18 protein-coding genes are annotated in these 24,420 nt (G+C 63.1%); 7 read left to right on the top strand and 11 right to left on the bottom strand.

Annotated elements, in window-relative coordinates; translation table 11 throughout:
• Positions 1 to 36: 36 nt before the first annotated feature.
• Both JYP46_RS08250 and JYP46_RS08245 read right to left on the bottom strand, forming a co-directional pair.
• Complete coding sequence (locus tag JYP46_RS08250) at positions 37 to 342, bottom strand: BufA1 family periplasmic bufferin-type metallophore (RefSeq protein ID WP_113152937.1); 306 nt, start codon at positions 340 to 342, stop codon at positions 37 to 39.
• 168 nt (positions 343 to 510) lie between these two features.
• Entirely contained in the window at positions 511 to 1,563 is a 1,053-nt protein-coding gene (locus JYP46_RS08245) for a threonine aldolase family protein (protein ID WP_206544189.1), read from the bottom strand.
• A gap of 541 nt (positions 1,564 to 2,104) precedes the next feature.
• Here JYP46_RS08245 and gltB point away from each other — a divergent pair.
• From gltB to JYP46_RS08230, 3 genes are all read left to right on the top strand, one after another.
• On the top strand, positions 2,105 to 6,838 hold the full coding sequence (gltB, locus tag JYP46_RS08240) for a glutamate synthase large subunit (RefSeq protein ID WP_113152935.1): 4,734 nt from the start codon (positions 2,105 to 2,107) through the stop codon (positions 6,836 to 6,838).
• Between the two features lie 26 nt (positions 6,839 to 6,864).
• Positions 6,865 to 7,455 (top strand): glutathione S-transferase family protein, encoded by a 591-nt coding sequence (locus tag JYP46_RS08235; RefSeq protein WP_206547815.1) that lies wholly within the window; start codon positions 6,865 to 6,867, stop codon positions 7,453 to 7,455.
• Positions 7,456 to 7,575: 120 nt separating this feature from the next.
• A complete protein-coding gene (locus JYP46_RS08230; RefSeq protein ID WP_206547814.1) occupies positions 7,576 to 9,030 on the top strand; it encodes a glutamate synthase subunit beta in 1,455 nt (484 codons plus the stop codon).
• A 342-nt stretch (positions 9,031 to 9,372) separates the two neighbouring features.
• Here the strand turns inward: JYP46_RS08230 and JYP46_RS08225 are convergent, their stop codons facing one another.
• Together JYP46_RS08225 and JYP46_RS08220 are read right to left on the bottom strand one after the other, a co-directional pair.
• Positions 9,373 to 10,617, bottom strand: coding sequence for an SGNH/GDSL hydrolase family protein (locus JYP46_RS08225; RefSeq protein ID WP_206547813.1), 1,245 nt, complete (start codon positions 10,615 to 10,617; stop codon positions 9,373 to 9,375).
• 36 nt (positions 10,618 to 10,653) lie between these two features.
• The gene (locus tag JYP46_RS08220; RefSeq protein ID WP_113152931.1) at positions 10,654 to 11,880 is read right to left on the bottom strand and encodes a lytic murein transglycosylase; all 1,227 of its coding nucleotides are present in this window, start codon (positions 11,878 to 11,880) and stop codon (positions 10,654 to 10,656) included.
• Positions 11,881 to 12,078: 198 nt separating this feature from the next.
• Here JYP46_RS08220 and galU point away from each other — a divergent pair, with 198 nt between their 5' ends.
• Positions 12,079 to 12,951, top strand: coding sequence for a UTP--glucose-1-phosphate uridylyltransferase GalU (galU, locus tag JYP46_RS08215; protein ID WP_113152930.1), 873 nt, complete (start codon positions 12,079 to 12,081; stop codon positions 12,949 to 12,951).
• Positions 12,952 to 13,062: 111 nt separating this feature from the next.
• On the opposite strand, the gene JYP46_RS08210 is transcribed toward galU, so the two are convergent.
• Positions 13,063 to 14,670 (bottom strand): outer membrane beta-barrel protein, encoded by a 1,608-nt coding sequence (locus tag JYP46_RS08210; protein WP_222473989.1) that lies wholly within the window; start codon positions 14,668 to 14,670, stop codon positions 13,063 to 13,065.
• A 194-nt stretch (positions 14,671 to 14,864) separates the two neighbouring features.
• On the opposite strand from JYP46_RS08210, the gene JYP46_RS08205 reads away from it, so the two are divergent.
• Together JYP46_RS08205 and JYP46_RS08200 are read left to right on the top strand one after the other, a co-directional pair.
• Positions 14,865 to 15,842, top strand: coding sequence for a KpsF/GutQ family sugar-phosphate isomerase (locus tag JYP46_RS08205; protein WP_222474019.1), 978 nt, complete (start codon positions 14,865 to 14,867; stop codon positions 15,840 to 15,842).
• A 264-nt stretch (positions 15,843 to 16,106) separates the two neighbouring features.
• Entirely contained in the window at positions 16,107 to 16,736 is a 630-nt protein-coding gene (locus JYP46_RS08200) for a LysE family translocator (RefSeq protein WP_206547811.1), read from the top strand.
• A gap of 103 nt (positions 16,737 to 16,839) precedes the next feature.
• On the opposite strand, the gene JYP46_RS08195 is transcribed toward JYP46_RS08200, so the two are convergent.
• The 4 genes from JYP46_RS08195 to JYP46_RS08180 form a co-directional block, all read right to left on the bottom strand.
• A complete protein-coding gene (locus JYP46_RS08195) occupies positions 16,840 to 17,301 on the bottom strand; it encodes an NfeD family protein (protein ID WP_206544182.1) in 462 nt (153 codons plus the stop codon).
• Positions 17,302 to 17,305: 4 nt separating this feature from the next.
• On the bottom strand, positions 17,306 to 18,265 hold the full coding sequence (locus JYP46_RS08190) for an SPFH domain-containing protein (RefSeq protein ID WP_113152925.1): 960 nt from the start codon (positions 18,263 to 18,265) through the stop codon (positions 17,306 to 17,308).
• Positions 18,266 to 18,466: 201 nt separating this feature from the next.
• Positions 18,467 to 19,531: a ferrochelatase gene (gene hemH / locus JYP46_RS08185; RefSeq protein WP_113152924.1), complete on the bottom strand. Its 1,065-nt coding sequence runs from the start codon at positions 19,529 to 19,531 to the stop codon at positions 18,467 to 18,469.
• Between the two features lie 127 nt (positions 19,532 to 19,658).
• Positions 19,659 to 21,908 carry a 5'-nucleotidase C-terminal domain-containing protein gene (locus JYP46_RS08180; RefSeq protein WP_206547926.1) on the bottom strand — a complete coding sequence of 750 codons (2,250 nt, stop codon included), beginning with the start codon at positions 21,906 to 21,908 and terminating at the stop codon, positions 19,659 to 19,661.
• A gap of 217 nt (positions 21,909 to 22,125) precedes the next feature.
• On the opposite strand from JYP46_RS08180, the gene JYP46_RS08175 reads away from it, so the two are divergent.
• Positions 22,126 to 22,635 (top strand): OsmC family protein, encoded by a 510-nt coding sequence (locus JYP46_RS08175; RefSeq protein WP_206547810.1) that lies wholly within the window; start codon positions 22,126 to 22,128, stop codon positions 22,633 to 22,635.
• Here JYP46_RS08175 and modC read toward each other — a convergent pair.
• Together modC and modB are read right to left on the bottom strand one after the other, a co-directional pair.
• Complete coding sequence (gene modC / locus JYP46_RS08170) at positions 22,610 to 23,731, bottom strand: molybdenum ABC transporter ATP-binding protein (protein ID WP_206547809.1); 1,122 nt, start codon at positions 23,729 to 23,731, stop codon at positions 22,610 to 22,612. The two genes, JYP46_RS08175 and modC, sit on opposite strands and share 26 nt — an antisense overlap.
• Positions 23,728 to 24,411 carry a molybdate ABC transporter permease subunit gene (gene modB / locus JYP46_RS08165; RefSeq protein ID WP_206547808.1) on the bottom strand — a complete coding sequence of 228 codons (684 nt, stop codon included), beginning with the start codon at positions 24,409 to 24,411 and terminating at the stop codon, positions 23,728 to 23,730. Before modB ends, modC begins: the two co-directional genes overlap by 4 nt.
• Positions 24,412 to 24,420 lie beyond the last annotated feature (9 nt).

The following is a 24,420-nucleotide window of genomic DNA, read 5'->3' as shown; positions in this document are numbered from 1 at the left end:
CGGCATTTGGTGTCAGGTCAGATCATGCTGGCTGGATCAGGAGGGCATGTCGCGCTCAAGCGGCTCAAGCGAACCCATGCGCTCGCCGGGCAGTTCCATCGTGGCGCAGGTGCCTGCATCGACATATTTCCAGGCATTGCCCTGGTAATCGACCTTGGAGGTGCCGGCGCAGGTGGTGCCGGGCCCGGCCGCGCAATCGTTCTTGCCGGCCATGGACACGCCATAGCACTTTTCTTTTTCCTGGGCCTGGGCGGCCGTGGTGGTGGCCAGCGTGCCTACCGAAAGGGCGGCTGCGACCGTTCCGGCGATATAGGCGGCGGTGAGTGCGGTTTTGGTGGACATGAATGATCTCCTCTCGGGTCCTGTCGAAACCGGGGTTCCGTCCCGGCAGGACTCGTTTTTTCAGAGGGATCGTTCACTTGGAAATCAAGCGCGCGCGAGCCGGCATCACTTGCGTGTGAGGCTTTGTTTATCGCGAAGGTTGTTGTCGTGCCGCGCGCGCCGTGTTGCTCAGGCCTTCAATGCTTCCGCGCACTTCTGGATGTCGGCGGCCTCGGTGGCGAAGCTTGTGACGAAACGATAGAGCGTGTCGCCCGCCGTCATTTCGCCTGCGAATGAGAGCGGTGGCTTCCACGGATAGAACTGCGCGCCAGCGGCCTGAAGCGCCTGGGCCTTCTCATCCTTCATGAGCGCAAACACTTCATTGGCCTGCGGCTGCCAGGCAAGGCGCGCGCCATCGGCATTGGAGATGGCGGTTGCGAGCTCCGCGGCCATCGCGTTGGCGTGGCGCGCATTCTTCAGCCAGAGGTCGTCACGGAAATAGGCCTCGAACTGCGCCGCGATGAAACGCGACTTGGAGAAGAGCTGTGCGGCGCGCTTGCGCAGGAAGTGCATCTGGCCGATCTTCGCCGGATCGAACACGATGATCGCTTCCGCGCACCAGCAGCCATTCTTCGTGCCGCCGAAAGAGGCAATCTCCACGCCGCGCTTCCAGGTCATCTCGGCCGGCGTCGTGTCCAGAGACACGAGCGCATTGGCAAAGCGCGCGCCGTCCAGATGCAGCGGAATGCCCGCTTCGCGGCAGATGCCGGCGATCTCTTCGATCTGTTCGAGTGAATAGAGTGTGCCGATCTCGGTCGCCTGGGTGATCGAGGCGGCCATGGGCTGCCCGGCGTGCACGAACTGGGCCGGGTGTTCGCGGATCGCCGCGTCGAGCGCGTTCGGGTCCATGCGGCCAAGCTGACCCGCCACGCCCTTCAGGCGCGCGCCGCCGGTCAGATATTCCGGTGCGCCACCCTCATCATCAATGGCGTGCGCTTCCGAATGGCAGAAGGCGACCCCGCCGGGTTTCGAGGCCCAGGTGAGCGACAGGCTGTTTGCCGCCGTTCCCGTTCCGACGAAAAACACCGCCACCTCGCGTTCGAAGATGTCGCTGAACATCTTCTCCACCCGTTTGTCCAGCTCGCTGGTTCCATAGGCCGGCGCAAAGCCGCCTGCATTGGTGACGAGCGCTTCGGCGATTTGCGGGTGGGCGCCGGCCCAGTTGTCGGAGGCGAAATTCATGCGGCAGATCTCTCTTTTGACCCCAAAATAAGCAGTGGCGGCGGGAGATTGCGCGCTTCGATGCTCCGGTTCAAGCCCTTCGGATGAGATGTTGCGGTGATTTTTGCGCCTGACAGGATATTCTGCGGCGGTTTATCAAAATGTCATCAATACTTGCAGTTTAGGTATTTTATTTCGTGTTTTGCGCAAAAAATTTGCATTTCCGTCTTGTCTGGTGTTGGTATTTCTGGCATTTCAGCGAATAAGACAGCAGTGCTGTCCTATTGTTGTGCAGTTCGGTTGCCAGCGTCTCAGCGTGGCTTTTGCGCTCGTGATAGTGTTGCGAACGACCGGTGCAACAAAGGCGGTCCGGCAATGACCGGAGCACAGGCAGGGATGCCCGCCCAAGAACAAGAACACGCGCCGGAGCATATCGGTAGCGTTGCTCCGGCTTCTAAATGGAAATGCCGTGCATACACCCCGGAAGGCCGCAAGGGCTTTCTGGCGACTGAACGACCGCCCAGGGAGGCTTGCCCCGGGCTCTAGAATGTGAGGATTTGCGATGACGGAAATGACGCCCTCTTTTTCGACCGGGTTCGGGCCGGCCAACGAGGCCGAAACGGCCGCCGTCAAACGCACCGTGAAGATGTCCGCGCCGGGCGTGCCCGCTGCGCAGGGGCTTTACGATCCCCGCAATGAGCGCGATGCCTGCGGCGTCGGCTTCGTCGCGCATATGAAGGGCAGTCGCTCGCATGATATCGTGCGCGATGGCCTGGCCATGCTCGAAAACCTGACCCATCGCGGCGCGGTGGGTGCTGATCCGCTGGTCGGCGATGGCGCGGGCATGCTGATGCAGATCCCCGACCGCCTCTATCGGGAGGAATGGGCGGAGCGCGGCGTCGAACTGCCGGAGCCCGGCCATTATGGCGTCGGTCACTTCTTCATGCCGCGCGATGCGGAGCTGCGCAAACAGATCTACGACATCATCGCCGATGTGGTGCGCTCGGAAGGCCAGGAGCTGATCGGCTTCCGTGATGTGCCGGTCGACAATGCCTGTCTTTCCAAGGCACCCGACATTGCCGCTTCCGAGCCCGTCCACCGCCAGATTTTCGTCAGCCGTGGCGCGGGCATTCACGACGAGGAGGATTTCGAGCGTCGTCTCTATATTCTGCGCAAGGTCATTTCGGGCCGCGTGCGCGAGGAGCTCGAGGGCGGCATCAAAGGTTTCTACACCGTGTCGCTGTCGGCGCGCACCATTGTCTACAAGGGCATGTTCCTCGCCTATCAGCTCGGCGCTTATTACAGCGACCTGAAAGACCCGCGTTTTGAAACGGCGCTGGCGCTCGTTCACCAGCGCTTTTCGACCAACACGTTCCCCTCCTGGGAACTCGCGCACCCCTATCGCATGGTCGCCCACAATGGCGAGATCAACACGGTGCGTGGCAACGTCAACTGGATGGCCGCGCGTCAGGCCTCGGTGGATTCGGAGCTGTTCGGCAACGACATTTCCAAGCTCTGGCCCATTTCCTATGAGGGCCAGTCCGACACGGCCTGCTTCGACAACGCGCTCGAATTCCTGTTCCAGGGCGGTTATTCGCTCGTCCATTCGATGATGATGCTGATCCCGGAAGCCTGGGCCGGCAACCGTCTGATGAGCGACGAGCGCAAGGCGTTCTACGAATACCACGCCGCGTTAATGGAGCCGTGGGATGGCCCGGCTGCCGTGGCCTTTACCGACGGCATTCAGATCGGCGCAACGCTTGACCGCAACGGCCTTCGCCCGGCCCGCTATGTGGTCACGGATGACGACCGCGTCATCATGGCTTCGGAAGCCGGCGCGCTCGTGGTTCCCGAAGACAAGATCGTCAGCAAGTGGCGTCTCCAGCCCGGCCGCATGCTTCTGATCGACATGAAGGAAGGCCGCATCATCTCCGACGAGGATGTGAAGGCGGCCATCGCCACCAGGCATCCCTTCAAGAAGTGGCTCGACAACACCCAGCTCATCCTCGAAGACCTGAAGCCGGTCGAACCGCGCGCGCTGCGCAAGGATGTGGCCCAGCTCGATCTTCAGCAGGCTTTCGGCTACACGCAGGAAGACACGAAGATGCTGATGGCGCCCATGGCCACGACCGGCCAGGAAGGCATCGGCTCCATGGGCACCGACACGCCGATCTCGGCCATGTCCGACAAGCCCAAGCTGCTCTACACCTATTTCAAGCAGAACTTTGCGCAGGTCACCAATCCGCCGATCGATCCGATCCGCGAAGAACTGGTGATGAGCCTCGTCTCCTTCATCGGCCCGCGCCCCAACATTTTCGATCTGGTCGGTTCTTCGCGCCGCAAGCGGCTTGAGGTGCGCCAGCCCATCCTCACCAATGGCGATCTGGAGAAGATCCGCTCCATCGGCCACACCGAGGACCGGTTCGACACCAAGACCATCGACGTCACCTATGCGGCGGGCGAGGGTGCCGCCGGCATGCGCGGTGCGCTGGAGCGCGTGTGCGACCGCGCCGAGGCTGCGGTTGCCGGCGGCTACAACATCATCATCCTGTCCGACCGCCAGATCGGCCCGGACCGCATCGCCATCCCGATGCTTCTGGCAACGGCGGCTGTTCACCATCACCTGATCCGCAAGGGTCTGCGCACGGCGGTTGGCCTCGTGGTCGAATCCGGCGAGCCGCGCGAAGTGCACCACTTCTGCTGCCTGGCGGGCTACGGCGCGGAGGCGATCAACCCCTACCTCGCCTTCGACACGCTTCTGTCCATGCACAAGGCGGGCGATTTCCCGCCGGAGGTCGACACGCAGGAGGTGGTTCAGCGCTACATCAAGGCCATCGGCAAGGGCATCCTCAAGGTGATGTCCAAGATGGGCATCTCCACCTACCAGTCCTATTGCGGTGCGCAGATCTTCGACGCCGTGGGGCTGGAAAGCGACTTCATCGAGCACTTCTTCACAAACACCGCCACCACCATCGAAGGTGTCGGTCTGGACGAGATTTCCGCCGAGACGGTTGGCCGCCATGCCGCCGCCTTCGGCGCGGACCCGGTGCTGAAGAGCGCGCTGGAAGTGGGCGGTGAATACAATTTCCGCATGCGCGGCGAATCCCACATCTGGTCGCCCGACGCCGTCGCCTCCCTCCAGCATGCCGTGCGCGGCAAATCCTGGGAGACCTATCGCGAATTTGCGAAAATGGTCGACGGGCAGGCAGCCGACGCCAAGTCCATTCGCGGCCTGTTCGCTGTCAGGAAGGCGAAGGATACAGGCCGCAAGCCGGTCTCGCTGGATGAGGTCGAGCCCGCAGCCGAAATCGTCAAGCGGTTCTCCACCGGCGCCATGTCCTTCGGCTCCATCAGCCGCGAGGCGCACACCACGCTGGCGCGCGCCATGAACGCGCTGGGCGGCAAGTCGAACACCGGCGAGGGCGGCGAGGAGCCTGATCGCTATCTGCCGATGCCCGACGGTTCGATGAACCCGGAGCGCTCCTCCATCAAGCAGATCGCCAGCGGCCGTTTCGGCGTCACCACCGAATATCTCGTCAATTCCGACATGATGCAGATCAAGGTGGCGCAGGGCGCAAAGCCGGGCGAGGGCGGTCAGCTTCCCGGCCACAAGGTCGACGCCACCATCGCCAAGGTGCGCCACTCCACGCCGGGCGTCGGCCTCATTTCGCCGCCGCCACACCACGACATCTATTCCATTGAGGATCTGGCGCAGCTCATCTTCGACCTGAAGAACGTCAATCCGGATGCGGATGTGTCCGTCAAGCTCGTCTCCGAGGTTGGCGTGGGCACGGTCGCCGCCGGCGTCGCCAAGGCGCGCGCCGACCACATCACCATTTCCGGCTATGATGGCGGCACCGGCGCTTCGCCGCTCACCTCCATCAAGCATGCGGGCAGCCCGTGGGAGATGGGCCTTGCCGAAACGCACCAGACCCTGGTGCTGAACGGTCTGCGCTCGCGCGTAGCGCTGCAGGTCGATGGCGGGCTGAAGACCGGTCGCGATGTCATCATCGGCGCGCTGCTGGGCGCCGACGAATATGGCTTCTCCACCGCACCGCTGATCGCCGCCGGCTGCATCATGATGCGCAAGTGCCACCTGAACACCTGCCCCGTTGGCGTCGCCACGCAGGACCCGGTGCTGCGCAAGCGCTTCAAGGGCACGCCCGAGCATGTGATCAACTACTTCTTCTACGTCGCGGAAGAGGTGCGCCAGTATCTCGCCGAGATGGGCTACACCAAGCTCGACGATATCGTCGGCCAGTCCGACCTTCTCGAAAAGGATGGCATGATCGCGCACTGGAAGGCGCGTGGCCTCGATTTCACGAAGATCTTCTACAAGCCCGATGCCCCGCGCGAGGCGATCCACTGGACCGAGCGTCAGGAGCATCCCATCGATGATGTGCTCGACCGCAAGCTCATCGAGGCGGCAAGGCCGGCCCTTGAAAACCGTGAGCCCGTGTCGCTCGACTTCCCGATCTGCAACACCGACCGGTCGGCCGGCGCGATGCTGTCGGGCGCGGTCGCCAAGCGCTACGGCCACAAGGGCCTGAAGGAAAACACCATCGACGTGCGCCTCACGGGCACGGCCGGTCAGTCCTTCGGCGCGTTTCTGGCGCGCGGCGTCTCGTTCAGGCTTGAGGGCGACGCCAATGATTATGTCGGCAAGGGCCTTTCCGGCGGCCGCATCGTCATCCGCCCGACGGACGATTCCCGCATTGTCGCGGAAGACTCCATCATTGTCGGCAACACGGTGCTTTACGGCGCAACCGAGGGTGAATGCTATTTTCGCGGCGTTGCGGGCGAGCGTTTTGCCGTGCGCAATTCGGGCGCGGTCGCCGTTGTCGAGGGCGTCGGCGATCATGGCTGCGAGTACATGACGGGCGGCGTGGTGGTCGTGCTCGGTCAGACGGGCCGCAACTTCGCGGCCGGCATGTCCGGCGGCGTTGCCTATGTGCTGGATGAGGCGGGCGACTTCGCCGAGCGCTGCAACATGGCCATGGTCGAGCTGGAGCCGGTGCCGGAGGAGGACGATATCCTCGAAAAGCTGCACCACCATGGCGGTGACCTCATGCACAAGGGCCGTGTCGACGTTACCGGCGACATGACCCGGCACGATGAAGAGCGACTGGCGCAGCTTATCTCCAACCACCTCCACTACACGGGCTCTGAGCGGGCGCGCGCCATTCTGGATCATTGGGCGGAATACCGTCCCAAATTCCGCAAGGTGATGCCGGTCGAGTACCGCCGTGCACTGGAAGAAATGGAGCGCATGAAGCTCGGTCTGGCGGCGGAATAGCCGTGGGTTCTGGAGATCTGTTGCCCATGGATATTTTTGGTGACCGGAATTCGGGCAATTGCCTGAAGGTCAGATACACGGCGGACCATCTCGGTCTGCCCTATCGCTGGCATGAGCTCGACCTCATGGCTGGCGAGAGCCGCACGGACGCGTTTCTCGCCATGTCGCCCTTTGGGCAGGTGCCGGTCGTGCGGTTCGATGACGGGCGCACGCTTGGCCAGTCGGGCGCAATCATCCGCTATCTGGCGCGCGGTTCGGCGCTTTTGCCCGAAGACGCGTTTGCCCAGGCGGAAATCGATCAGTGGATGTTCTGGGAGCAGAACTTCCATGAGCCCAATGTGGCCGGTGCGCGCTTTCAGGTGTTCTACCGCAAGGAGCCGGTTGAAGCGCGCGATCCTTTGAAGGTCGAGCGGGGTGAGGCCGCGCTCGATTTGATGGACGAGACGCTGAAGACGCGCGATTTCTTTGTCGGTGACGGGCTCACCATCGCCGATATCGCGCTCCTCGGCTACACGCGGCTTGCCCCTCAGGGGGGCTTTGAACTCGACGGGCGCAGGGCGCTCACCCGCTGGATTGCACGGTGCGAGGATGTTCTCGGACTTCCGGCACTTCACTAGATCGCCATGCGTCCACCGGGGCGCACAATGGACGATCTGAATTATTGATGGGGCATCGGAACAACCGGAAAACGGTATCCGCTTTTCGGTTCGAAGCTCTAAAATAACGGGGTTTACTCGATGGGTAAGGTTACAGGTTTTCTCGAAATCGACCGTCAGGTGCACAAGTACCAGCCGGCGTCCGACCGCATTCGCCATTTCCGCGAATTCACGCTGCCCATGTCGGACAGGGAAGTCGAGAAACAGGCCGCGCGCTGCATGGATTGCGGCATTCCCTATTGCCACGGCCCGACAGGCTGTCCGGTCCACAACCAGATCCCGGACTGGAACGACCTCGTCTATAATGGCGACTGGGAGGAGGCGATCCGCAATCTGCACTCCACCAACAACTTCCCGGAGTGGACTGGCCGCATCTGCCCTGCACCCTGCGAGGAAGCCTGCACGCTCAATCTCGAAGATATTCCCGTCGCCATCAAGACGGTCGAGCAGGCCATTGCCGACAAGGCCTATGAGGCCGGTTTCGTGCGGCCCTATCCGGCCGACCACACGACCGGCAAGAAGGTCGCCATCATCGGCTCCGGCCCGGCCGGCATGGCTGCCGCCCAGCAGCTCGGGCGTGCCGGTCATCAGGTCCATGTCTATGAGCGCGAAAGCCGGCCCGGCGGCCTGATGCGCTACGGCATTCCCGATTTCAAGATCGAAAAACACTATATCGACCGCCGCATCGAGCAGATGCAGGGCGAAGGCGTGACCTTCCATTGCGGTGTCAATGTCGGCGTGGACAAGCCGGTGGAAGAGCTTCTGGCCGAGCACGACGCCGTTCTCTACTGCGGTGGCTCGGAGCGCCCGCGCCCGGCCGGTATCCCCGGAGGCGAATTCCACGGCGTTCACGACGCCATGCCCTATCTGGTTCAGCAGAACCGGCGTGTGGGCGGTGAGGACATTCAGTCCGTCGCATGGGCGGCAGAGCCCATCCTTGCCGGCGGCAAGCATGTGGTTGTCGTGGGTGGTGGTGACACCGCATCGGATTGCGTCGGCACGGCCTTCCGTCAGGGCGCGGTGCGCGTCACCCAGCTCGACATCCGCCCGCGTCCGCCGGAGAAGGAAGACAAGCTTGCCGTCTGGCCCTATTGGGCGACGAAGATGCGCACCTCCTCTTCACAGGCCGAAGGCGCCGATCGCGAATTCCAGGTGGCGACGCTTGAATTCGTTGGTGAGGATGGCGTTCTGACCGGTGTGAAATGCTGTCAGGTGGACGAGAAGCGCAAGCCCGTTCCGGGCACGGAATTCCTCATTCGCGCAGATCTCGCCTTCATCGCCATCGGCTTTTCCGGCCCGCTGGAAACAGGCGTTCTGTCCGAGTTTGGCGACCGGCTGAAAACCGATATCGACCGCCGCAACTCTGTGAACGTCAATGCTGACGACCGTGAGTATCGCACCACCATCGACCGTCTGTTTGCAGCGGGCGATGCGCGGCGCGGTCAGTCTCTGGTGGTCTGGGCGATCCGCGAAGGGCGTCAGGCCGCCCACGCGATTGACACGTTCCTCATGGGCAGTTCGGTCCTGCCGCGTTAGGGCGCCGTGCGTCCATTTAGACGCACAAAGGACGCTCCAGGTGGATGACGGCTTCCTTCTCCCCGCTAGAGGGGAGCCAGATGGATGACGGCCCCCTTCTCCCCGCTAGCGGGGAGAAGGTCCCGGCAGGGGGATGAGGGGCGAGCGCGGCGCAAGAAAATCTCGCCATATTGTGGGGTTGGCAGAACCTGGCGCTCGCCCCTCATCCTCACCTTCTCCCCGCGCGCGGGGAGAAGGGGCCTCGAAGTCGGTGCCCCATCGCGTCATTCCACGCATCATGCGGGCGTCAGGTGATCCCGCCTGCCTGCAGTGATCTGCGAGCCCGAAGAGGTCTGGATGAAATCAGGGCGTCGCCGTGGCTTCTGGCTGCGGCGGCGTTTTCTTTTCTGCCACTGGTGCGACCGGACGTAACGAGAAATTGTCGGCGCGGCCGGGCTGACTTGATGTGGCGCTGTCGATGTCCGCTTCGTCACTGCGCTCCTGTCGCCCGATTGGCTCCACCACGGCGCCCATCAGCTCCAGCCCGCCATCGAGCGCCGGGTCAGACAGCGAGATCGGCACGGTCCGGTCGACAGGTGTGGGCTCTTCGGGGAAGAGAACGAGGTTTGGCAGGTTCTCGATCCCGACCTCGCCGATATCGGGCGAGATGGCTTCGCCGAGAAGCTTGTTCAGCGGTTTCTCCACGTAGAAGGCCACCTTGCGCTTGCCGGAACGCGTGAGATTGATGCCGTCGCTGCCGCGCAGCCGCACCGGCTGCCCGTTCATGTCCGGCCCGGTAAAGATGAAGGCTCCATTCTCATCCACGAAACCGTCCCAGATGTCGACGAATGTGCCGCCTATGCTCTCCACTGTGGTCTTGTAGATGTCGTTGAAGGCCAGCATGTCGGACGACATGGTCGATGATTTGAAGGCCGGTAAGCCGCTCCACACGAGTGGGATCTGCTTTTCTTCGATGGCCGCCGCGAAGGTCTTGACGCGGTCGGTGTATTCGGCGAGCCAGGGCTCCGACCGCGGGGCCTCGCGCTGACCGTCGATGCGCAGTTGCTGCCGGTCGTTGGAGCCGATCATCACGACCACGACGGTCGGGGAAACCTCTTCCAGAATGCCCGAAATCTCGGCATTCCAGTCATAATAGTCGTCGCGCACAAAGCCGGACGAACCGTTGCTGCGATTGATCACGCGCACACCGGGAGACTCTGCATATGCGTCGCTCAGGCCCTCGGCGAGCCCTCCGGCCATGAAGTCGCCAACGACCAGCACCGTGCGTGCATTCTCAAGCTTCTCCACTTCCGGCGGCGGTGGAGGCGTCGTTGGCTGGCGGGGTGCGGCGCGTGTTGTCGAGCGGCTGGGGCTTCGCGTGGCCGGCTGGCTCCGGCGCTGGCTGGGTTGCCGCACCGCAGGGCGCTCGGGCTCGCGTTGGCGCGCCCGCCCGCCGAACAGGAAATCCAGAAGGCCGCGACTTCTCTCCTGGGCCCCGGCAGGCGAGGGCGTGGAGAGGATAACGGGCAGGGCGAGGCTTAACGAGATGATGGCAATGACGAAGCGTTTGCCGCCTTCTCGTCCTGCCTCTGCCCTGTCCGTTTTCATGTCCTGTTTCCCCTGTCTCCGGTCAATTGCCTCCGGTCAGTTCCCGCGCAGGCGGCGGAGCACTTCCTTGCCCGGATGGCCGTCTTCCTGCATTCCGTTGCGGGACTGGAAGGCGCGGATCGCGGCGCGCGAGCCGGAGCCGATCTTGCCATCGATGGGGCCGTCATAATAGCCAAGCGCACCAAGGCGGCGCTGCAGTTCTTCCGTCTCGTTGTAGCTGAGACGTTCGAAGGGACGATTCCAGTCACGCACGAGGCCGCCATAGCCGGCGATTTCGTCGGCAAGAAGGCCCACGGCAAGTGCGTATTTGTCCGAATTGTTGTAGCGCTTGATGACCTGGAAATTCTTGGTCACGAGGAAGGCGGGGCCTGCGCGACCGTCCGGGACCTTCAGCTCGGCGCTGTCGTTCGGACGCGGGAAAGGCTTGCCATTGGCGCGCACGACGCCGATGGAAGCCCAGCGGGCAAGCGACATGTTGCCGCCCGGGAACTTGCGTCCGCCTGGCAGCGCAGCCGTTTCATAGCCCCAGGTTTCGCCGGTGCGCCAGCCATTGCGGCGCAGCAGGTTTGCTGCGGTGGCAAGGGCGTCCGGGATTGAGGTCCAGATGTCGCGGCGGCCATTGCCGTCCATGTCGACAGCATAGGCCTGATAGCTGGTGGGGATGAACTGCGTGTGGCCCATCGCGCCGGCCCAGGAGCCGGTCAGGTGGCCAACATCAATGTCGCCGCTCTGCAGGATCTTGAGCGCGGCGATGAGCTGCTGACGGGCAAATTTGGCGCGGCGCTTGTCGGCATAGGCGAGCGTGGCCAGCGAGCGTGGCACGCTGCGCATGACGCGTTCGTTCTTCAGCACTTCGCCATAGTTCGATTCGATCGACCAGATGGCGAGCAGCACATAGCGGCTGACGCCGTACTGGCTTTCGATGCGGTCGAGCCAGGGTTTCCACTGGCGGGCGAGCTGCTGACCGCGCTGGATGGCGTCGGCCTGAACGCGGTTGTCGAAATATTCCCACGCCTCGGCGCGGAATTCGGGCTGGTAGCGGGCTTTCTCCAGCACCTCCGGATCGGGGGCGGTGATGCCGCGAAAGGCGCGGTCATAGGTGGCGCCGGAAACGCCGTTCTTGATCGCAACAGCGCGAAACTGCTGGACCCAGCGCTGGAAGCCGGCATCGGCGCTGGCCGGCTGGAGGGTTACGGTAAATGCGAGCACGAAAGAAGCGATCAACGTCGCGACGAGGTTTCGTGGGGGCAAGCGGAACAACATCACGATCTCCGTTACAGGTAGTCCAGCCTTTCCATGGCAGGTCCCGGTTAGAAAAACGTTTACCATGCTGTTAATGTCCGTGATCGGGTTCTCCGGAACTTGTCACGATATACGCGCATTCATTCAGGAAACATCAATCCGACGTTGCTAAGGCAGCGCCAAACGCCTTCATTTCAACCTTTCGGGGATAGATTTCTGATGACGAAACTTCGCAAAGCGGTATTTCCTGTCGCTGGTCTGGGAACGCGTTTTCTTCCGGCCACCAAGGCAATCCCCAAGGAAATGCTGACTGTCGTCGATAAGCCCGTGATCCAGTATGTCGTCGATGAGGCCCGCGAAGCCGGCATTGAGCACTTCATTTTCGTGACCGGGCGCAACAAGGCGGTCATTGAAGATCACTTCGACATTCAGGTCGAATTGTACGACACACTGGAGCGGCGCGGCAAGAACGAGGTTCTCGACCGCCTGCACAGCATGCAGCCGCTGCCCGGCCAGACCAGCTTCACCCGTCAGCAGGAGCCGCTGGGCCTTGGCCACGCCGTCTGGTGCGCGCGCGAACTGGTGGGCAATGAGCCCTTCGCGCTTCTTCTGCCCGACATGATCATGCAGTCGCCCAGGGGCTGCCTGTCGCAGATGGTGGAACTCTTTGAAAAGACGGACGGAAACGTTGTCTCCGTCGAAGAGTGCGAGCCCTCGCAGACCCACAAATACGGCATCGTCGGTCGCGGCGATACGGTTGCCGGCGGGTTCGAAATCAACGCCATGGTGGAGAAGCCGAAGCCCGAGGATGCGCCGTCGAACTTCTACATCAATGGCCGTTACATCCTGCGACCGGAGATCTTTGACCTTCTCGCCGAGCAGGAACGCGGCGCGGGTGGCGAGATCCAGTTGACCGACGCCATGCTGAAGCTTCTGAAGAATCAGCCCTTCCACGGTTTCCCCTTCACGGGCCGCACATTTGACTGCGGTTCGCCGGAAGGTTTCGTGGAAGCGAACCTCGCTTTCGCGCTGGAACGCCCCGATCTGCGCGAGCATGTGCTGCGCGTCGTGGAGGCCTCCGGCCGCGTCTGACGCAATTTCGAAAAACGCCGCCATTTTCTCCGAAATGGCGGCGTTTCGTCTTTTTTGCGGAAATTCCGCACCGAATTCCTAACAAACTGATTTTCCAGGTCGCGCAACGGTCTAGCGCTGCATGCGCACGCCCAGGAACACGCTGCTTGCGTCATACTCCCGGCTGGGAACGCTGCTGGTGCGTTTCTCGTAACGCGCCCGACCGGTGAGACCGAGTGTGCGGTTGAGCCACCAGGTCATGCCGGCTTCGCCGTTCATGGTCAGGTCGTGCCCGCCATTTTCATAGTCGCGCCAGGAAAGTCCGGCGGCGGCTTCGGCCGTCAGATTGGCGCGGATCTGGCGTTCCACCCGAAGAGTTCCCGAGTGAAGAATCGAGCCGCTGTCACCGGGATCGGTGGTGCCTTCAATCGTGGTCGAGGCGTCGAGGCGCACATCGGTGCCGCGCTGCGGCGACCAGTTGAGCGCGGCGGCAAGTGCAAGCCCTGAAACCGTGTTGAGGCGGTCGTCGTCGATGTCTTCTGCGACCCAGCCGATGGAGGCTTCGCCCGACAGTTTTTCTTCAATGTCGACCATGACGCCGGCGCGGGCTGCGAAGCGTGTGGCCGAACGCTCATAGCCGGCGCTGTCTCTCTCTTCATCGTAGAAGCGACGACCGATCTCGCCTTCGATGAAGGGGGCAAGGGCTGGCGAGATGGCATAGCCGGTGCGCAGGCGCAGCGTGGCCAGCGTCGAGTTGCGCTCTTTCTGCGAAAGCGTGCTGCCATCGATGAGCGTGGCGTCGCCATAATGCTCGCGCGTCAGCGAGCCGGTGGCGCTCAGCCGCAGCTTGCCGAGATCCTTGGAGAGCCCGAGGCTGCCGTCGATGATGTGCCGGATTGGCCGGTCTTCGACCCCGACGATGACGACGGGGGAGGAGGCGGATTCCGGGCTGACCGTGTAACCAAGGCTTGCAAGCGCCGTATAGTCGCCCGCCAGATCGAAACGCAGCGCGCCATCGATGCCGCCTTCGATGTCCGAGACCGCTTCGCCCGAAACGGATTTGCGGTAGATGCCGTAAGCGTCGATGGTGGCTGCGTGGCGCGACCAGTCGGACACGGCGTTGAGCCTGAGCGTGGTCTCCGAGATCGCCGCCTCGCCGCTGCCGGGGCTGGAATCGGCATTCGTGGTCCAGGTTACGCCCTGTTCGAGCGTTGGGGTGACGGTGAACGTGCCGACGCGCAGGCCGAGCGGTGCATAGGGATTTTCTTCCGAAGCCTGAAAATTGCTCTCGATGGCGCCGACGCGGGGGTTGAGGGCGTCCGTGCTGTCAGCCCGGTCGACGCCGTCGGTCTCGTCCAGATCGCCTTCGGGAATGCCATTGGTGACGACACCGTCAAGCGGCGTCTGGCCGGCCTGCGCGGGAACGTTGCGCGCCTCGCGGGCGCGCTCGCGCGCGATGGCGGTCGATGGTGTGCGGCTGGAACGGCTGTTGCTGGTTTCGGCTGGCGCTTCCGCAGAAGCCGGATCGCCCGAGGGGCTCGGCGTTACGGGTTCATAGCGCGGGGCGGGCAGGCCCGTTTCCGCACCAGCGCCACTCTGTATGGAAGAGGTGATGTCTGTTTCGGAAACGAGCCCGCGCAGACCACTGACTTCCTGCGCCGTAGCGACGCCGTAGACACATGCTGAAAGACTGAGACCCAGCGCAGTGGATCTGCGCCATATGCGCGTATTCCAACCCACTCTGAAACCGGGAGAAGACATTCAGATCCAGACTATAAAGACGCGCCACAATTGTACTTACCCAGCAGTAAATCATCGTGGTTAACAAAACCTTGTGTGCGGACGTCTACGACTGGGGCGGGCACAATGGACAAACTGAATGGACAGCGCGGCATCAAGGCGGTAATGGCAATGCCATGCTGAAAAACTCTTCCATGAACCTGGACCAGCAAAGCGTTATCGCTTCTGCTGTTCGCACGCTTGAAACCGAACGCGCCGGACTTAAAGAACTGGCCGAAGCCCTCGACAACGGGCTTGCCGAACCCTTTGCCGAAGCGGTGCGCACCGTTGCCGGGATCAGGGGCCGCCTGATCGTTACCGGCGTGGGCAAGAGCGGGCATATCGGTTCCAAGATTGCCGCAACCATGGCTTCCACGGGAACGCCGGCATTCTTCGTGCATCCCGCCGAAGCCAATCATGGCGATCTCGGCATGATCGGCAGCGACGATGTCATCCTTGCCATGTCGTGGTCCGGCGAGACGACCGAGCTGCATGGCATCATCGCCTATGCGCGTCGCTTCGCCATTCCGATCATCGCAATCACCGCCGGCAAGGCTTCGGCGCTGGCGAAGGAAGCAACGGTGGTGCTCGGTCTGCCCCGGGCTCCCGAAGCCTGCCCGCATGGGCTCGCTCCCACCACCTCGACCGTGCTGCAGCTGGTGATCGGCGATGCGCTGGCCGTGGCGCTTCTGGAGGCGCGCGGCTTTACGGCTGACCATTTCCGCACCTTCCATCCCGGCGGGCAGCTGGGCGCAAAGCTGACGCAGGTGCGCCAGATCATGCATTCGGGCGCGGAGCTTCCGCTGGCGAAAAGCGGTGCGCTGATGCGCGAGGCCATTCTGGAAATGACCCAGAAGGGCTTTGGCTGCGTCGGCATCACCGACGGCGATGGCGCACTGATCGGCATCATCACCGACGGCGATCTGCGCCGCCACATCGACAGCGAGCTTCTGGCGATGACGGTGGATCAGGTGATGACCCGCGATCCGAAGACGATTGGGCCGGAAACGCTGGCCGAAAGCGCGCTGCAGATCGTCAATTCCTCGTCGATCACCACGCTGATGGTGGTGGAGGGCGGCAAGCCCTGCGGCGTGGTGCATCTGCACGACCTGCTGCGGATTGGCGCTGCCTGAATCTGACAGGCTGTGATTCAGGACCATGTGAAATTGACAGGCGCCCCGTTTCAAACGGGGCGTTTTTTGTTTGGCTGCAGGGTTTGCAGGATTGACCGGTTTGCTTGTTTCAGGGCTGTGTGCCGCCAGCGGGGATGATGCCAAGGGGTACAATTCTGCAATTGGGGGCGAACCCATCGCGTGTCATATTGGCCGAATGAGACCGGCTTCGCTCAAGCGTCCACTGTTCGGCCCCAGTAGGCCTCACAATGTGAAGGAGTTCCGATGCTTGCAGAACACGTTCAGCATCTTCTGGTCGTCTTCGCCGCTTATCTCGTTGTGATTGCCAGCCCCGGCCCCAGCACCATGGCGATAATGGGCGTTGCCATGAAGCAGGGCCGCGAAAGCGCGGTCCTTCTGGCGCTCGGGGTGGTGACGGGAAGCATGTTCTGGGCCGTTTTGGCCGCGACCGGTGTTGCGACGGTGCTGACCGCCTATGCTGAAGCGGTCTTTTTCATCAAGGTCGCCGGTGGTCTCTATCTTCTTTTTCTGGCCTGGAAGTCCGCCAGGTCGGCACTGACGGCCAAGGCCGGACAGTTGAAGCCAATGGCGCCGGCAAGGAAGGTGATGTTCTATCGCAGAGGGGTGCTTTTGCACCTGTCCAACCCCAAAGCCGTTCTTGGCTGGGTCGCGATCATGGCGCTTGGGCTGAGGCCGGATGCACCGTCATACACTCTGCTCACGATCATCGTGGGATGCGCCATTCTGGGCCTGACGGTGAATGTTGGCTACGCGTTACTTTTCTCCACCGGCGTTCTGGGGCGGGCCTACCAGAAGTTCAGCAAGTGGATCGAAGGCGTGTTGGCTCTGGTCTTTGGCTATGCCGGTCTCAGGCTGCTCCTGTCCCGATCATGATGGCCGGAGCGCTGCCTGTTGTGAAACAGGCGGTGGCAGAGGCGTTCTTGATGGCAGATAAAAAGAAGCCCCGGACGCCATCGGCTCCGGGGCTTTTTGTGATTCAGACTGCCTCGACGCGCAATGTGGAGCCGTCCACCGCTGCGATCTTCACGCGCGTGCCGGCCGGGAGGTCCGGGCCGGCGACACGCCATACCGTGTCATCGAGCCGGACGCGGCCAAAGCCGTTTTCGATGGCCTGTTCGAGCGTTGCCGTGCGGCCGACAAGCTGCTCGGTGCGGCGGTTGAGGAGCGGCTGATCCGTCTCCTCGTTTCTGCGCGAATCCATGAAACGCTTGCCGCCATAGGCCGAGAGCAGGGACAGCGCCAGGAAGACGAGAACCTGCACGTGCCAGGTCCACATCGCCGCATCCCATAACTGGAGCGACAGCGTTCCGGTCAGGATTGCGGCGATGCCGATCCACAGAAGGAAAACGCCGGGCGCCAGGATTTCCGCCGCCAGCAGCACAAAGCCAAGCAGCATCCAGTTCCAGGGGCCGAGTTCAGCGACGACATGCTCGATCATGAGGCTATTCCTGTGCGGGACCCGTACGCGGCGGGCGGGCTGAGGAGGCCCGGTTCTTCGGGGCGGGGGCCGTGTTGCCATCGCTGAAGACTTCGCGGGCGATGGCGCCGATGCCGCCGAGAGAGCCGATCAGCGAGGAGGCTTCGAGCGGCATCAGAACCACCTTGTTGTTGTTGGACGAACCGATGGTCGCCAGCGCGTCGGTGTATTTCTGGGCCACGAAGTAGTTCACCGCATGCACGTCGCCGGCGGCGATGGCGTCGGACACGACCTGCGTTGCCCGGGCTTCTGCCTCGGCGGCGCGCTCGCGGGCCTCGGCATCGCGGAAGGCGGCTTCCTTGCGGCCTTCGGCTTCGAGAATTTCAGCCTGCTTCAGACCTTCTGCCTCGAGGATCTGCGCGCGCTTGTTGCGCTCGGCCATCATCTGGCGGGCCATCGACTCCACCAGATTTGCCGGCGGGTTGATGTCCTTGATCTCGACGCGGGTCATCTTGATGCCCCACGGGCTTGCGGCGTCATCGACAATGCGCAGAAGTTTTTCGTTGATCGCGTCGCGGTTGGACAGGAGCTCATCCAGATCCATCGAGCCCATGACGGAGCGTATGTTCGTCATGGTCAGGTTGAGGATGGCGTTTTCCAGTCCGGACACCTGATAGGCGGCCTCGGCGGCGGTGAGCACCTGATAGAAGGCGACGCCATCGACGGCGACGATGGCGTTGTCGCGGGTGATGACTTCCTGGGTGGGGACGTCAAGCACCTGCTCCATCATGTTCATCTTCGCGCCAACGCGGTCGATGAACGGGACAATGATGTTGAGGCCGGGGGTGAGGGTTTTCGTGTAGCGCCCGAACCGCTCCACCGTGAAGTTGAAGCCCTGCGGCACCGTCTTGATGCCTGCAAAAAGCAGCAGGACAACGAGGACCACCAGGACGGGGATGAGTATGTCAAAACCGGAGAAGGGCATTATCGGCTCCTGAAACCGCCCCGGAGGGGCTTGTATTGAATCGCGTGGCGCACTGTAAGGTTGTAACCCGCTTTGTGAAGACCTTAACCGCAGGCAAAACCATAACCCAACGGCTCAAATTGTCGGGCATGCATGCTCTGCGGGCGGAATACGCCGCGCATATGTTGCGCCAAATGTGACGCGTGGATGGCGAGGCCGGGTTTATACCCAGCCTGCCAGCTCGCGCCGCACCAGCGTTTCAATGACAGCCATGCCTTCTTCGGTGTCGTTGAGGCAGGGGATGTGCGTGAAGTTCGTGCCGCCGGCCTCGTGGAAGATTTCTCCGGCCTCGCCGGCGATTTCTTCCAGCGTCTCCAGACAGTCGGACACGAAGCCGGGATTGAAGACGGCGATGGATTTGACGCCTTCCTTCGCGAGCTTCTCGACCGTCTTGTCGGTGTAGGGCTGGAGCCATTCTTCGGGGCCGAAGCGGGACTGAAAGCAGGTCATCAGCTTCTTCTCGTCCCAGCCGAGGCGCTCGCGCAGAAGGCGCGAGGTTTTCTGGCAATGGCAGTGATAGGGATCGCCGCGCTGGAAATAGCTCTGCGGGATGCCGTGATAGGAGGCGATGACGACTTCCGGCTCGAAGTCGAGGCTCGCCAGATGCGTTTCGATGGAGCGGGCCAGCGCTTCGATATAGACCGGCTCGTCCTGATAGGAGGGCACGGTGCGGATGGCCGGCTGAAAGCGCATCTTCATGAGCGCTTCGAAGAACTTGTCGTTCACCGTCGCCGTGGTGGTGGCGGAGTATTGCGGATAGAGCGGGAACATGACGATGCGGTCGCAGCCGCGTTCCATCATGCTCTTCGTGACCGTCTCGATTGAGGGCTGGCCGTAGCGCATGGCCCAGTCGACGACGACATGCTCATGCTCCGACAGGGCCCCGGCGAGCTTTTCGCCCTGGGCGCGGGTGAAGGTGCGCAGGGGCGATTCGTTACGCTCGTGGTTCCAGATTTCCGCGTAGGCCGCACCGGACTTCTTGGGCCGCGTGTTGAGCACGATGCCGTGAAGGATCGGATACCAGATGGCTCTTGGCCATTCGATGACGCGGCGATCCGACAGGAATTCCTTCAGATAGCGCCGCATGGGGGCGTAATCCGTGCCGTCAGGCGTGCCGAGATTGACGAGCAGAACGCCAACCTTGCCGATGCGCACCGGCGGGTGGTCTGCTGGCAGGGGGCCGACCGCCTTTGCGGCGGAACGGTCGATAGTGGTGGGGAGATTCATGCTTTGGCTCCGATCATGCAGGGGAAGCTAGCGAAGCCGGGCGGGTTTTCAATGCAGCGCGTGGCCGCAGGGGCGAAAAAATGAAAAAGCCCCGCCAATTGGCGGGGCTTTCAGGGGGTTCATGCGGTTAGTTGGCCGCAGGCAGGGTGATGACCATGCCCACTTTGAGCCGGCCGGGATCCATCTGCGGGTTTGCATCGGCAATGTCGCGCCATTTGGTGGCGTCGCCATACTGCGCGCGGGCGATCTCCCACAGCGTGTCGCCGCGGGCGATGGTGTAGGTGTTCTTGTCACCATCCATCATCTTTTCCGCGTCTTCCGCAGTCTTGCTGGCCATCTCCCCGGTGGCTTCGGCTGCGTTTTCGGCAACCTCTTCGACCTTGACGGCTGCGCCTTCGGTTGCAGAGGCCGCATCATCGGCGGTCTTCTCCATGGCTTCGCCGGCGTCGTCCGCCATCTTCTTCGCGCTTTCGGTTGCGCTCTCGGCGGCTTCTGCGGCCTTGTCGGCTGCCGTTTTGGCCATGGAGGCTGCATCATCGGCCGCTTTTTCGACGGCGTTGCCTGCGTCTTCCGTGGCCTTTTCTGTGCCCTCGGTCATCTTCTTCATGGCAGCGTCGGCTTCACCGGCGGCCTTCTCCGCCATCTCCTTTGCGCCTGCGACAGCGCCTTCGACGGCTTCCTTTGCCTTCTCGGCAACGCCCTCAGCCATGGTCTTGGCGTCGTCGGCGGCCTTTTCCATCGTCTCGCCGGCCTTGTCCATCGTCGATGCGGCGACCTTGGTGATGCGGCCATCCAGAGACGGTTTGTAGGGGCTGTTGGCGGCCAGATAATCGGCGAGAACCTGCTCGAGGCCCGGACCGTAGTCATAGGCGTTCTGGGCGTTCAAGGCGAAGAGCTTGTAGCCGTCACCGCCATTGCGCGTGAAGTTGTTGGAGGCGACCGTGTAGGTGGCGTCCGGGTCGATTGCGGTCCAGCCGTCGCCATCCTTCACTTCGACGGACTGGATGCGGCCTTCGCCGGGGGCGACGGACGGGTCGAAGCTGAAGCGCAGGCCGGAGACCTGCGGGAAACGCCCGGCGCCGTCCTCGATCTGGCTCACGCCGCTTTCAAGCGAGGCAACGACATCTTCGCCCTTGATCTGGAAGGTGGCGAGCGTGTTCTGGAACGGCAGCACGCCCAGCACCTCGCCCATGGTGACTTCGCCGCCATCGATGGAGGCGCGCAGCCCGCCGCCATTGGTGATGGCGAACTGGACACCCTGATCGGCGGTGCGCGCGACCATGGCGTCGGTCACGAGATTGCCCATCTCGCACTCACCGGCGCGGCAGGTCTCGCGGCTGCCATCCACCGGGGCTGCCGTTTCGGCGACGATCTTGTTCTTCAGCTCCTCAATGGGACCGCCCAGCTCCAGCACGCGGGCGACGACCGCCTCGTCCTTGTCGACGGAAGCATCGATCAGCTTGACGTCGCCGGTGGCGGCGGTGACCACGCCGTCATCGTTGAAGGTGAGCTTGAGTTCGCCGAGATATTTGGAATAGGAGCCGGCCTGCACGACGGGCACCTGATGGCCGTCGGGATTGTCGACCATGGTCGGGTAGGGGCCTTCGGCGCCCTCGATGGCGTTGGAGAGCAGCGTGTTGGAATGGCCACCGACAACCACGTCGACGCCGGGGATCTTCGCGATGGCTTCGAGGTCGCGCGGGTAGCCCACATGGGTGAGTGCGATGACCTTGTTTGCGCCCTCGGCGGTGGCGGCTTCAACGGCAGCGGTGATGCCGGCCACATCCTCGATGATGGAGACGTTCTCGCCGGGCGAGGAAAGCTCGGCCGTGTCATTGGCGACCGCGCCGACGATGGCGATTGTCTCGCCGCCCACATCGAGCAGGAGATATTCTTTCACCCGGTCGCCCAGTGCGGAAGCTTCCCTGGCCTTGACGTTGGAGCCGAGCACGGGGAACTCGACCTTGTCAAGGAAGGTCGCCAGACCGTCTTCGCCGTCGTCGAACTCATGGTTGCCGACGACCATGGCGTCGGTCTTCATGAGGTTCAGGAACTCGGCTTCGGCCGCGCCCTTGTAGGTGGTGTAGAAGAGCGATCCCTGGAAATTGTCGCCGGCGTTGAGCAGCAGGACGTTTTCACCGCCCAGCGCCTGACGCGCTTCGGCCACGGCGGTGACGAGGCGGGCAGCGCCGCCGAAGCACTTGCCCTCGGCATCGTCTTCAGCCGAGCAGGTGGAATCGTATTTGTTGATTGGCTCGATGCGGCTGTGCCAGTCGTTCATATGGAGAATGTTGAGCGTGTAATCGGCAAACGCCGCGCCTGCGCTCAGGGCCAGTGCCGATGCGGTCAGCGAGGCAATGGCAAGACGCTTGGATATGGTAGTTCGCATAGTGACTTCTCCCGAATGGCAATTCGCGGTCTCTAGCGCCGCATTGTGACGTCCCGTTGAAGACGGACCCGGCGGCATGTTTCCACCGGCTTGAAGGTGATGCAAGTGAAACTTGGGTGGCAAACCGTAAGTTCGCGGGCTCGTGCTTATGGTGCTATTCTGGGGTTTGATGGCGAGCCCGGTGGGCTCGAAGGAGGTGTATGCCATGGACGCTGCAGAACTGCGCGCCATTCAGGCGCCGATCAAGGACCGCTATCGCGGTGAGCCGGGCGCAGCCCTCATCACGCTTCACGCCAGGGGCGCGCTCGACGATCAGAACATTGCCTGCAAGGTGGAGACCGGCCGCGCGATCGCCATTGCCGGGCTGCATCCGGCGACAGGCGGAACAGGGCTGGAACTGTGCTCCGGCGACATGCTTCTGGAGGCGCTGGTCGCCTGCGCGGGCGTGACGCTGAAGGCCGTGGCCACGGCGCTGGAGATACCACTCCGGGCGGGCGTGGTTTCAGCCGAGGGCGATCTCGACTTTCGCGGCACGCTGGGCGTGGTGAAGGATACGCCGGTGGGTTTTGCGGAAATCCGGCTGTCCTTCGATCTCGACACGGATGCATCGCAGGAGCAGCTCGATCAGCTGTTGAAGCTCACCGAGCGCTACTGCGTGGTCTACCAGACGATTGCGAAAGGCCCTTCGCTCAGCGTGGCGATGACGCGGATGTGAGCCCGCCGCGCGGGCTTTCGATGCGCGCCATCTCGACGGAAACGGCCTTGAGCAGGGCGTGGACCCGGCTGCCCGGCTGAAGGCCGAGTGCATCCGCCGACTTCGCCGTGATGCGGGCCAGAAGCTGCTGCCCGCCAAAGCCGAGCGCAACGGTGGCGAACGCGCCGTCACGGCGAATCTCCTCGACAATTGCGGGAAGCTGGTTGCGGATCGACAGCCCGTCATGGGGCGCATTGGCGATGGCGACATCGCCCGCCCGCACGCGCAGCCGCACCGTCATGCCGGGTGCAAACCCGTTTCCGGTCAGCTCGATGCGGTCGTCATCAAGCGCGATGACGGCGGTGTGGTAAGCGGGGTCAACATCCGTGATGCGGCCTTCAAGGATGACGCCGGCCTCGTCGGGATCGCCGCCGGCGGCAAGGCCGAGGCGGGCGAGGATGGCGGCGGCGGGGCCGCTGTCGGAAACGCGTCCGTTTTCGATCAGCACCACCGTGTCGGCCAGACGCGCTACCTCCGAAGTTTCGTGGCTCACATAGAGGATGGGAATGCCGGCCTCGGTGCGGATCGCTTCCAGATAGGGCAGGATCTCGTTGCGCCGCGCCTTGTCGAGCGAGGAGAGCGGCTCGTCCATGAGAAGCAGCGCGGGGTCGGCAAGCAGCGCCCGGCCAATGGCGACGCGCTGGCGCTCGCCGCCTGAAAGCGTGGCGGGTGCAGCGTCGAGCCGGTCTTCAAGGCCAAGCAGGGCCACCACTTCATCGAAGGCGCGGGATGCCGGACGGCGACCGGCCCAGCGGGCATAGGTGAGGTTTCTGCGCACCGAGAGATGCGGGAAGAGGCGCGCATCCTGAAAGACGAAGCCGATGCCGCGTTTTTCCGGCGGGAGGTTCGTTCCCGTGGCCGAATTGAACAGCGTGCGCCCGCCAGCCACGATGCGTCCCGACTGCGGCCGTGCCGTGCCGGCGATCATCTTGAGCAGGGTCGATTTGCCCGCGCCGGATGGCCCGAACAGCGCGGTGACGCCTGCGCCGGCCTGAAAGGCGGTTTCGATCTCGAAGCTGCCGGCGCGGCCCCTGATGTCTACGTGTAGAGTGCTCATGCGCGTCCTCCGGCGGTGAGCCTGCGGGCCAGATATTCGGACGCTACGATGGCGGCGAGCGCCAGGGCGACGGCGATTGCGATCAGGCGAAGGGCGGCGGCATCGCCCGATGGCGATTGCAGCAGCGCATAGATGGCGAGCGACAGGGTCTGTGTTTCGCCGGGAATGTTTGAGACGAAGGTGATCGTCGCCCCGAACTCGCCAAGCGCCTTGGCGAAGCCGAGAACGGCGCCTGCTATGACGCCCGGAAGGGCGAGCGGCAGGGTGACGGTGAAGAATACGGTGAGACGCGATGCGCCGAGCGTGCGCGCGGCCTCGCCAAAGCCCTGATCCATGGCTTCGAGCGACAGGCGGATGGGCCGCACGAGGAGCGGAAACGCCATGACGCCGGCGGCGAGCGCCGCGCCCGTCCAGCGGAAGGCGAAGCTAATGCCGAACAGGTTTTCAAAGAGCTGGCCAAGCGGCCCTTTGGAGCCGAACAGGATCAACAGGCCGTAGCCGGTGACGACCGGCGGCAGCACGAGCGGCAGGGTGACCAGCGCCTGAACGACGCCCTTTCCGGGGAACTGCTTGCGGGCCAGAAGCCAGGCGACCGCAAAGGCCGGAACGAGCGCGCAGAGGATGGCGGTAAACGCCACCCTCGCGGACAGGAGTATGATCGAAAGTTCGGTCTCGCCCATGTCGGCAGT

Source organism: Nitratireductor aquimarinus (genome assembly GCF_017255295.1).
In the GTDB taxonomy this organism is placed as follows: domain Bacteria; phylum Pseudomonadota; class Alphaproteobacteria; order Rhizobiales; family Rhizobiaceae; genus Nitratireductor; species Nitratireductor aquimarinus.
The sequence above is the reverse complement of the archived record's forward strand: the minus strand, read 5'-3'. Positions and strand labels throughout refer to the sequence as shown.

Excerpts from the sequence above, each read along its gene's own strand:
- galU (WP_113152930.1), top strand. The coding sequence starts at position 12,079 with ATGACGAAACTTCGCAAAGCGGTATTTCCTGTCGCTGGTCTGGGAACG.
- hemH (WP_113152924.1), bottom strand. The coding sequence starts at position 19,531 with ATGAATCTCCCCACCACTATCGACCGTTCCGCCGCAAAGGCGGTCGGC.
- JYP46_RS08225 (WP_206547813.1), bottom strand. The coding sequence starts at position 10,617 with ATGAAAACGGACAGGGCAGAGGCAGGACGAGAAGGCGGCAAACGCTTC.
- JYP46_RS08190 (WP_113152925.1), bottom strand. The coding sequence starts at position 18,265 with ATGCCCTTCTCCGGTTTTGACATACTCATCCCCGTCCTGGTGGTCCTC.
- JYP46_RS08250 (WP_113152937.1), bottom strand. The coding sequence starts at position 342 with ATGTCCACCAAAACCGCACTCACCGCCGCCTATATCGCCGGAACGGTC.
- modB (WP_206547808.1), bottom strand. The coding sequence starts at position 24,411 with ATGGGCGAGACCGAACTTTCGATCATACTCCTGTCCGCGAGGGTGGCG.
- JYP46_RS08195 (WP_206544182.1), bottom strand. The coding sequence starts at position 17,301 with ATGATCGAGCATGTCGTCGCTGAACTCGGCCCCTGGAACTGGATGCTG.
- JYP46_RS08220 (WP_113152931.1), bottom strand. The coding sequence starts at position 11,880 with ATGTTGTTCCGCTTGCCCCCACGAAACCTCGTCGCGACGTTGATCGCT.
- gltB (WP_113152935.1), top strand. The coding sequence starts at position 2,105 with ATGACGGAAATGACGCCCTCTTTTTCGACCGGGTTCGGGCCGGCCAAC.
- JYP46_RS08175 (WP_206547810.1), top strand. The coding sequence starts at position 22,126 with ATGGACGCTGCAGAACTGCGCGCCATTCAGGCGCCGATCAAGGACCGC.
- JYP46_RS08245 (WP_206544189.1), bottom strand. The coding sequence starts at position 1,563 with ATGAATTTCGCCTCCGACAACTGGGCCGGCGCCCACCCGCAAATCGCC.
- JYP46_RS08230 (WP_206547814.1), top strand. The coding sequence starts at position 7,576 with ATGGGTAAGGTTACAGGTTTTCTCGAAATCGACCGTCAGGTGCACAAG.
- JYP46_RS08200 (WP_206547811.1), top strand. The coding sequence starts at position 16,107 with ATGCTTGCAGAACACGTTCAGCATCTTCTGGTCGTCTTCGCCGCTTAT.
- JYP46_RS08235 (WP_206547815.1), top strand. The coding sequence starts at position 6,865 with ATGGATATTTTTGGTGACCGGAATTCGGGCAATTGCCTGAAGGTCAGA.
- modC (WP_206547809.1), bottom strand. The coding sequence starts at position 23,731 with ATGAGCACTCTACACGTAGACATCAGGGGCCGCGCCGGCAGCTTCGAG.
- JYP46_RS08205 (WP_222474019.1), top strand. The coding sequence starts at position 14,865 with ATGAACCTGGACCAGCAAAGCGTTATCGCTTCTGCTGTTCGCACGCTT.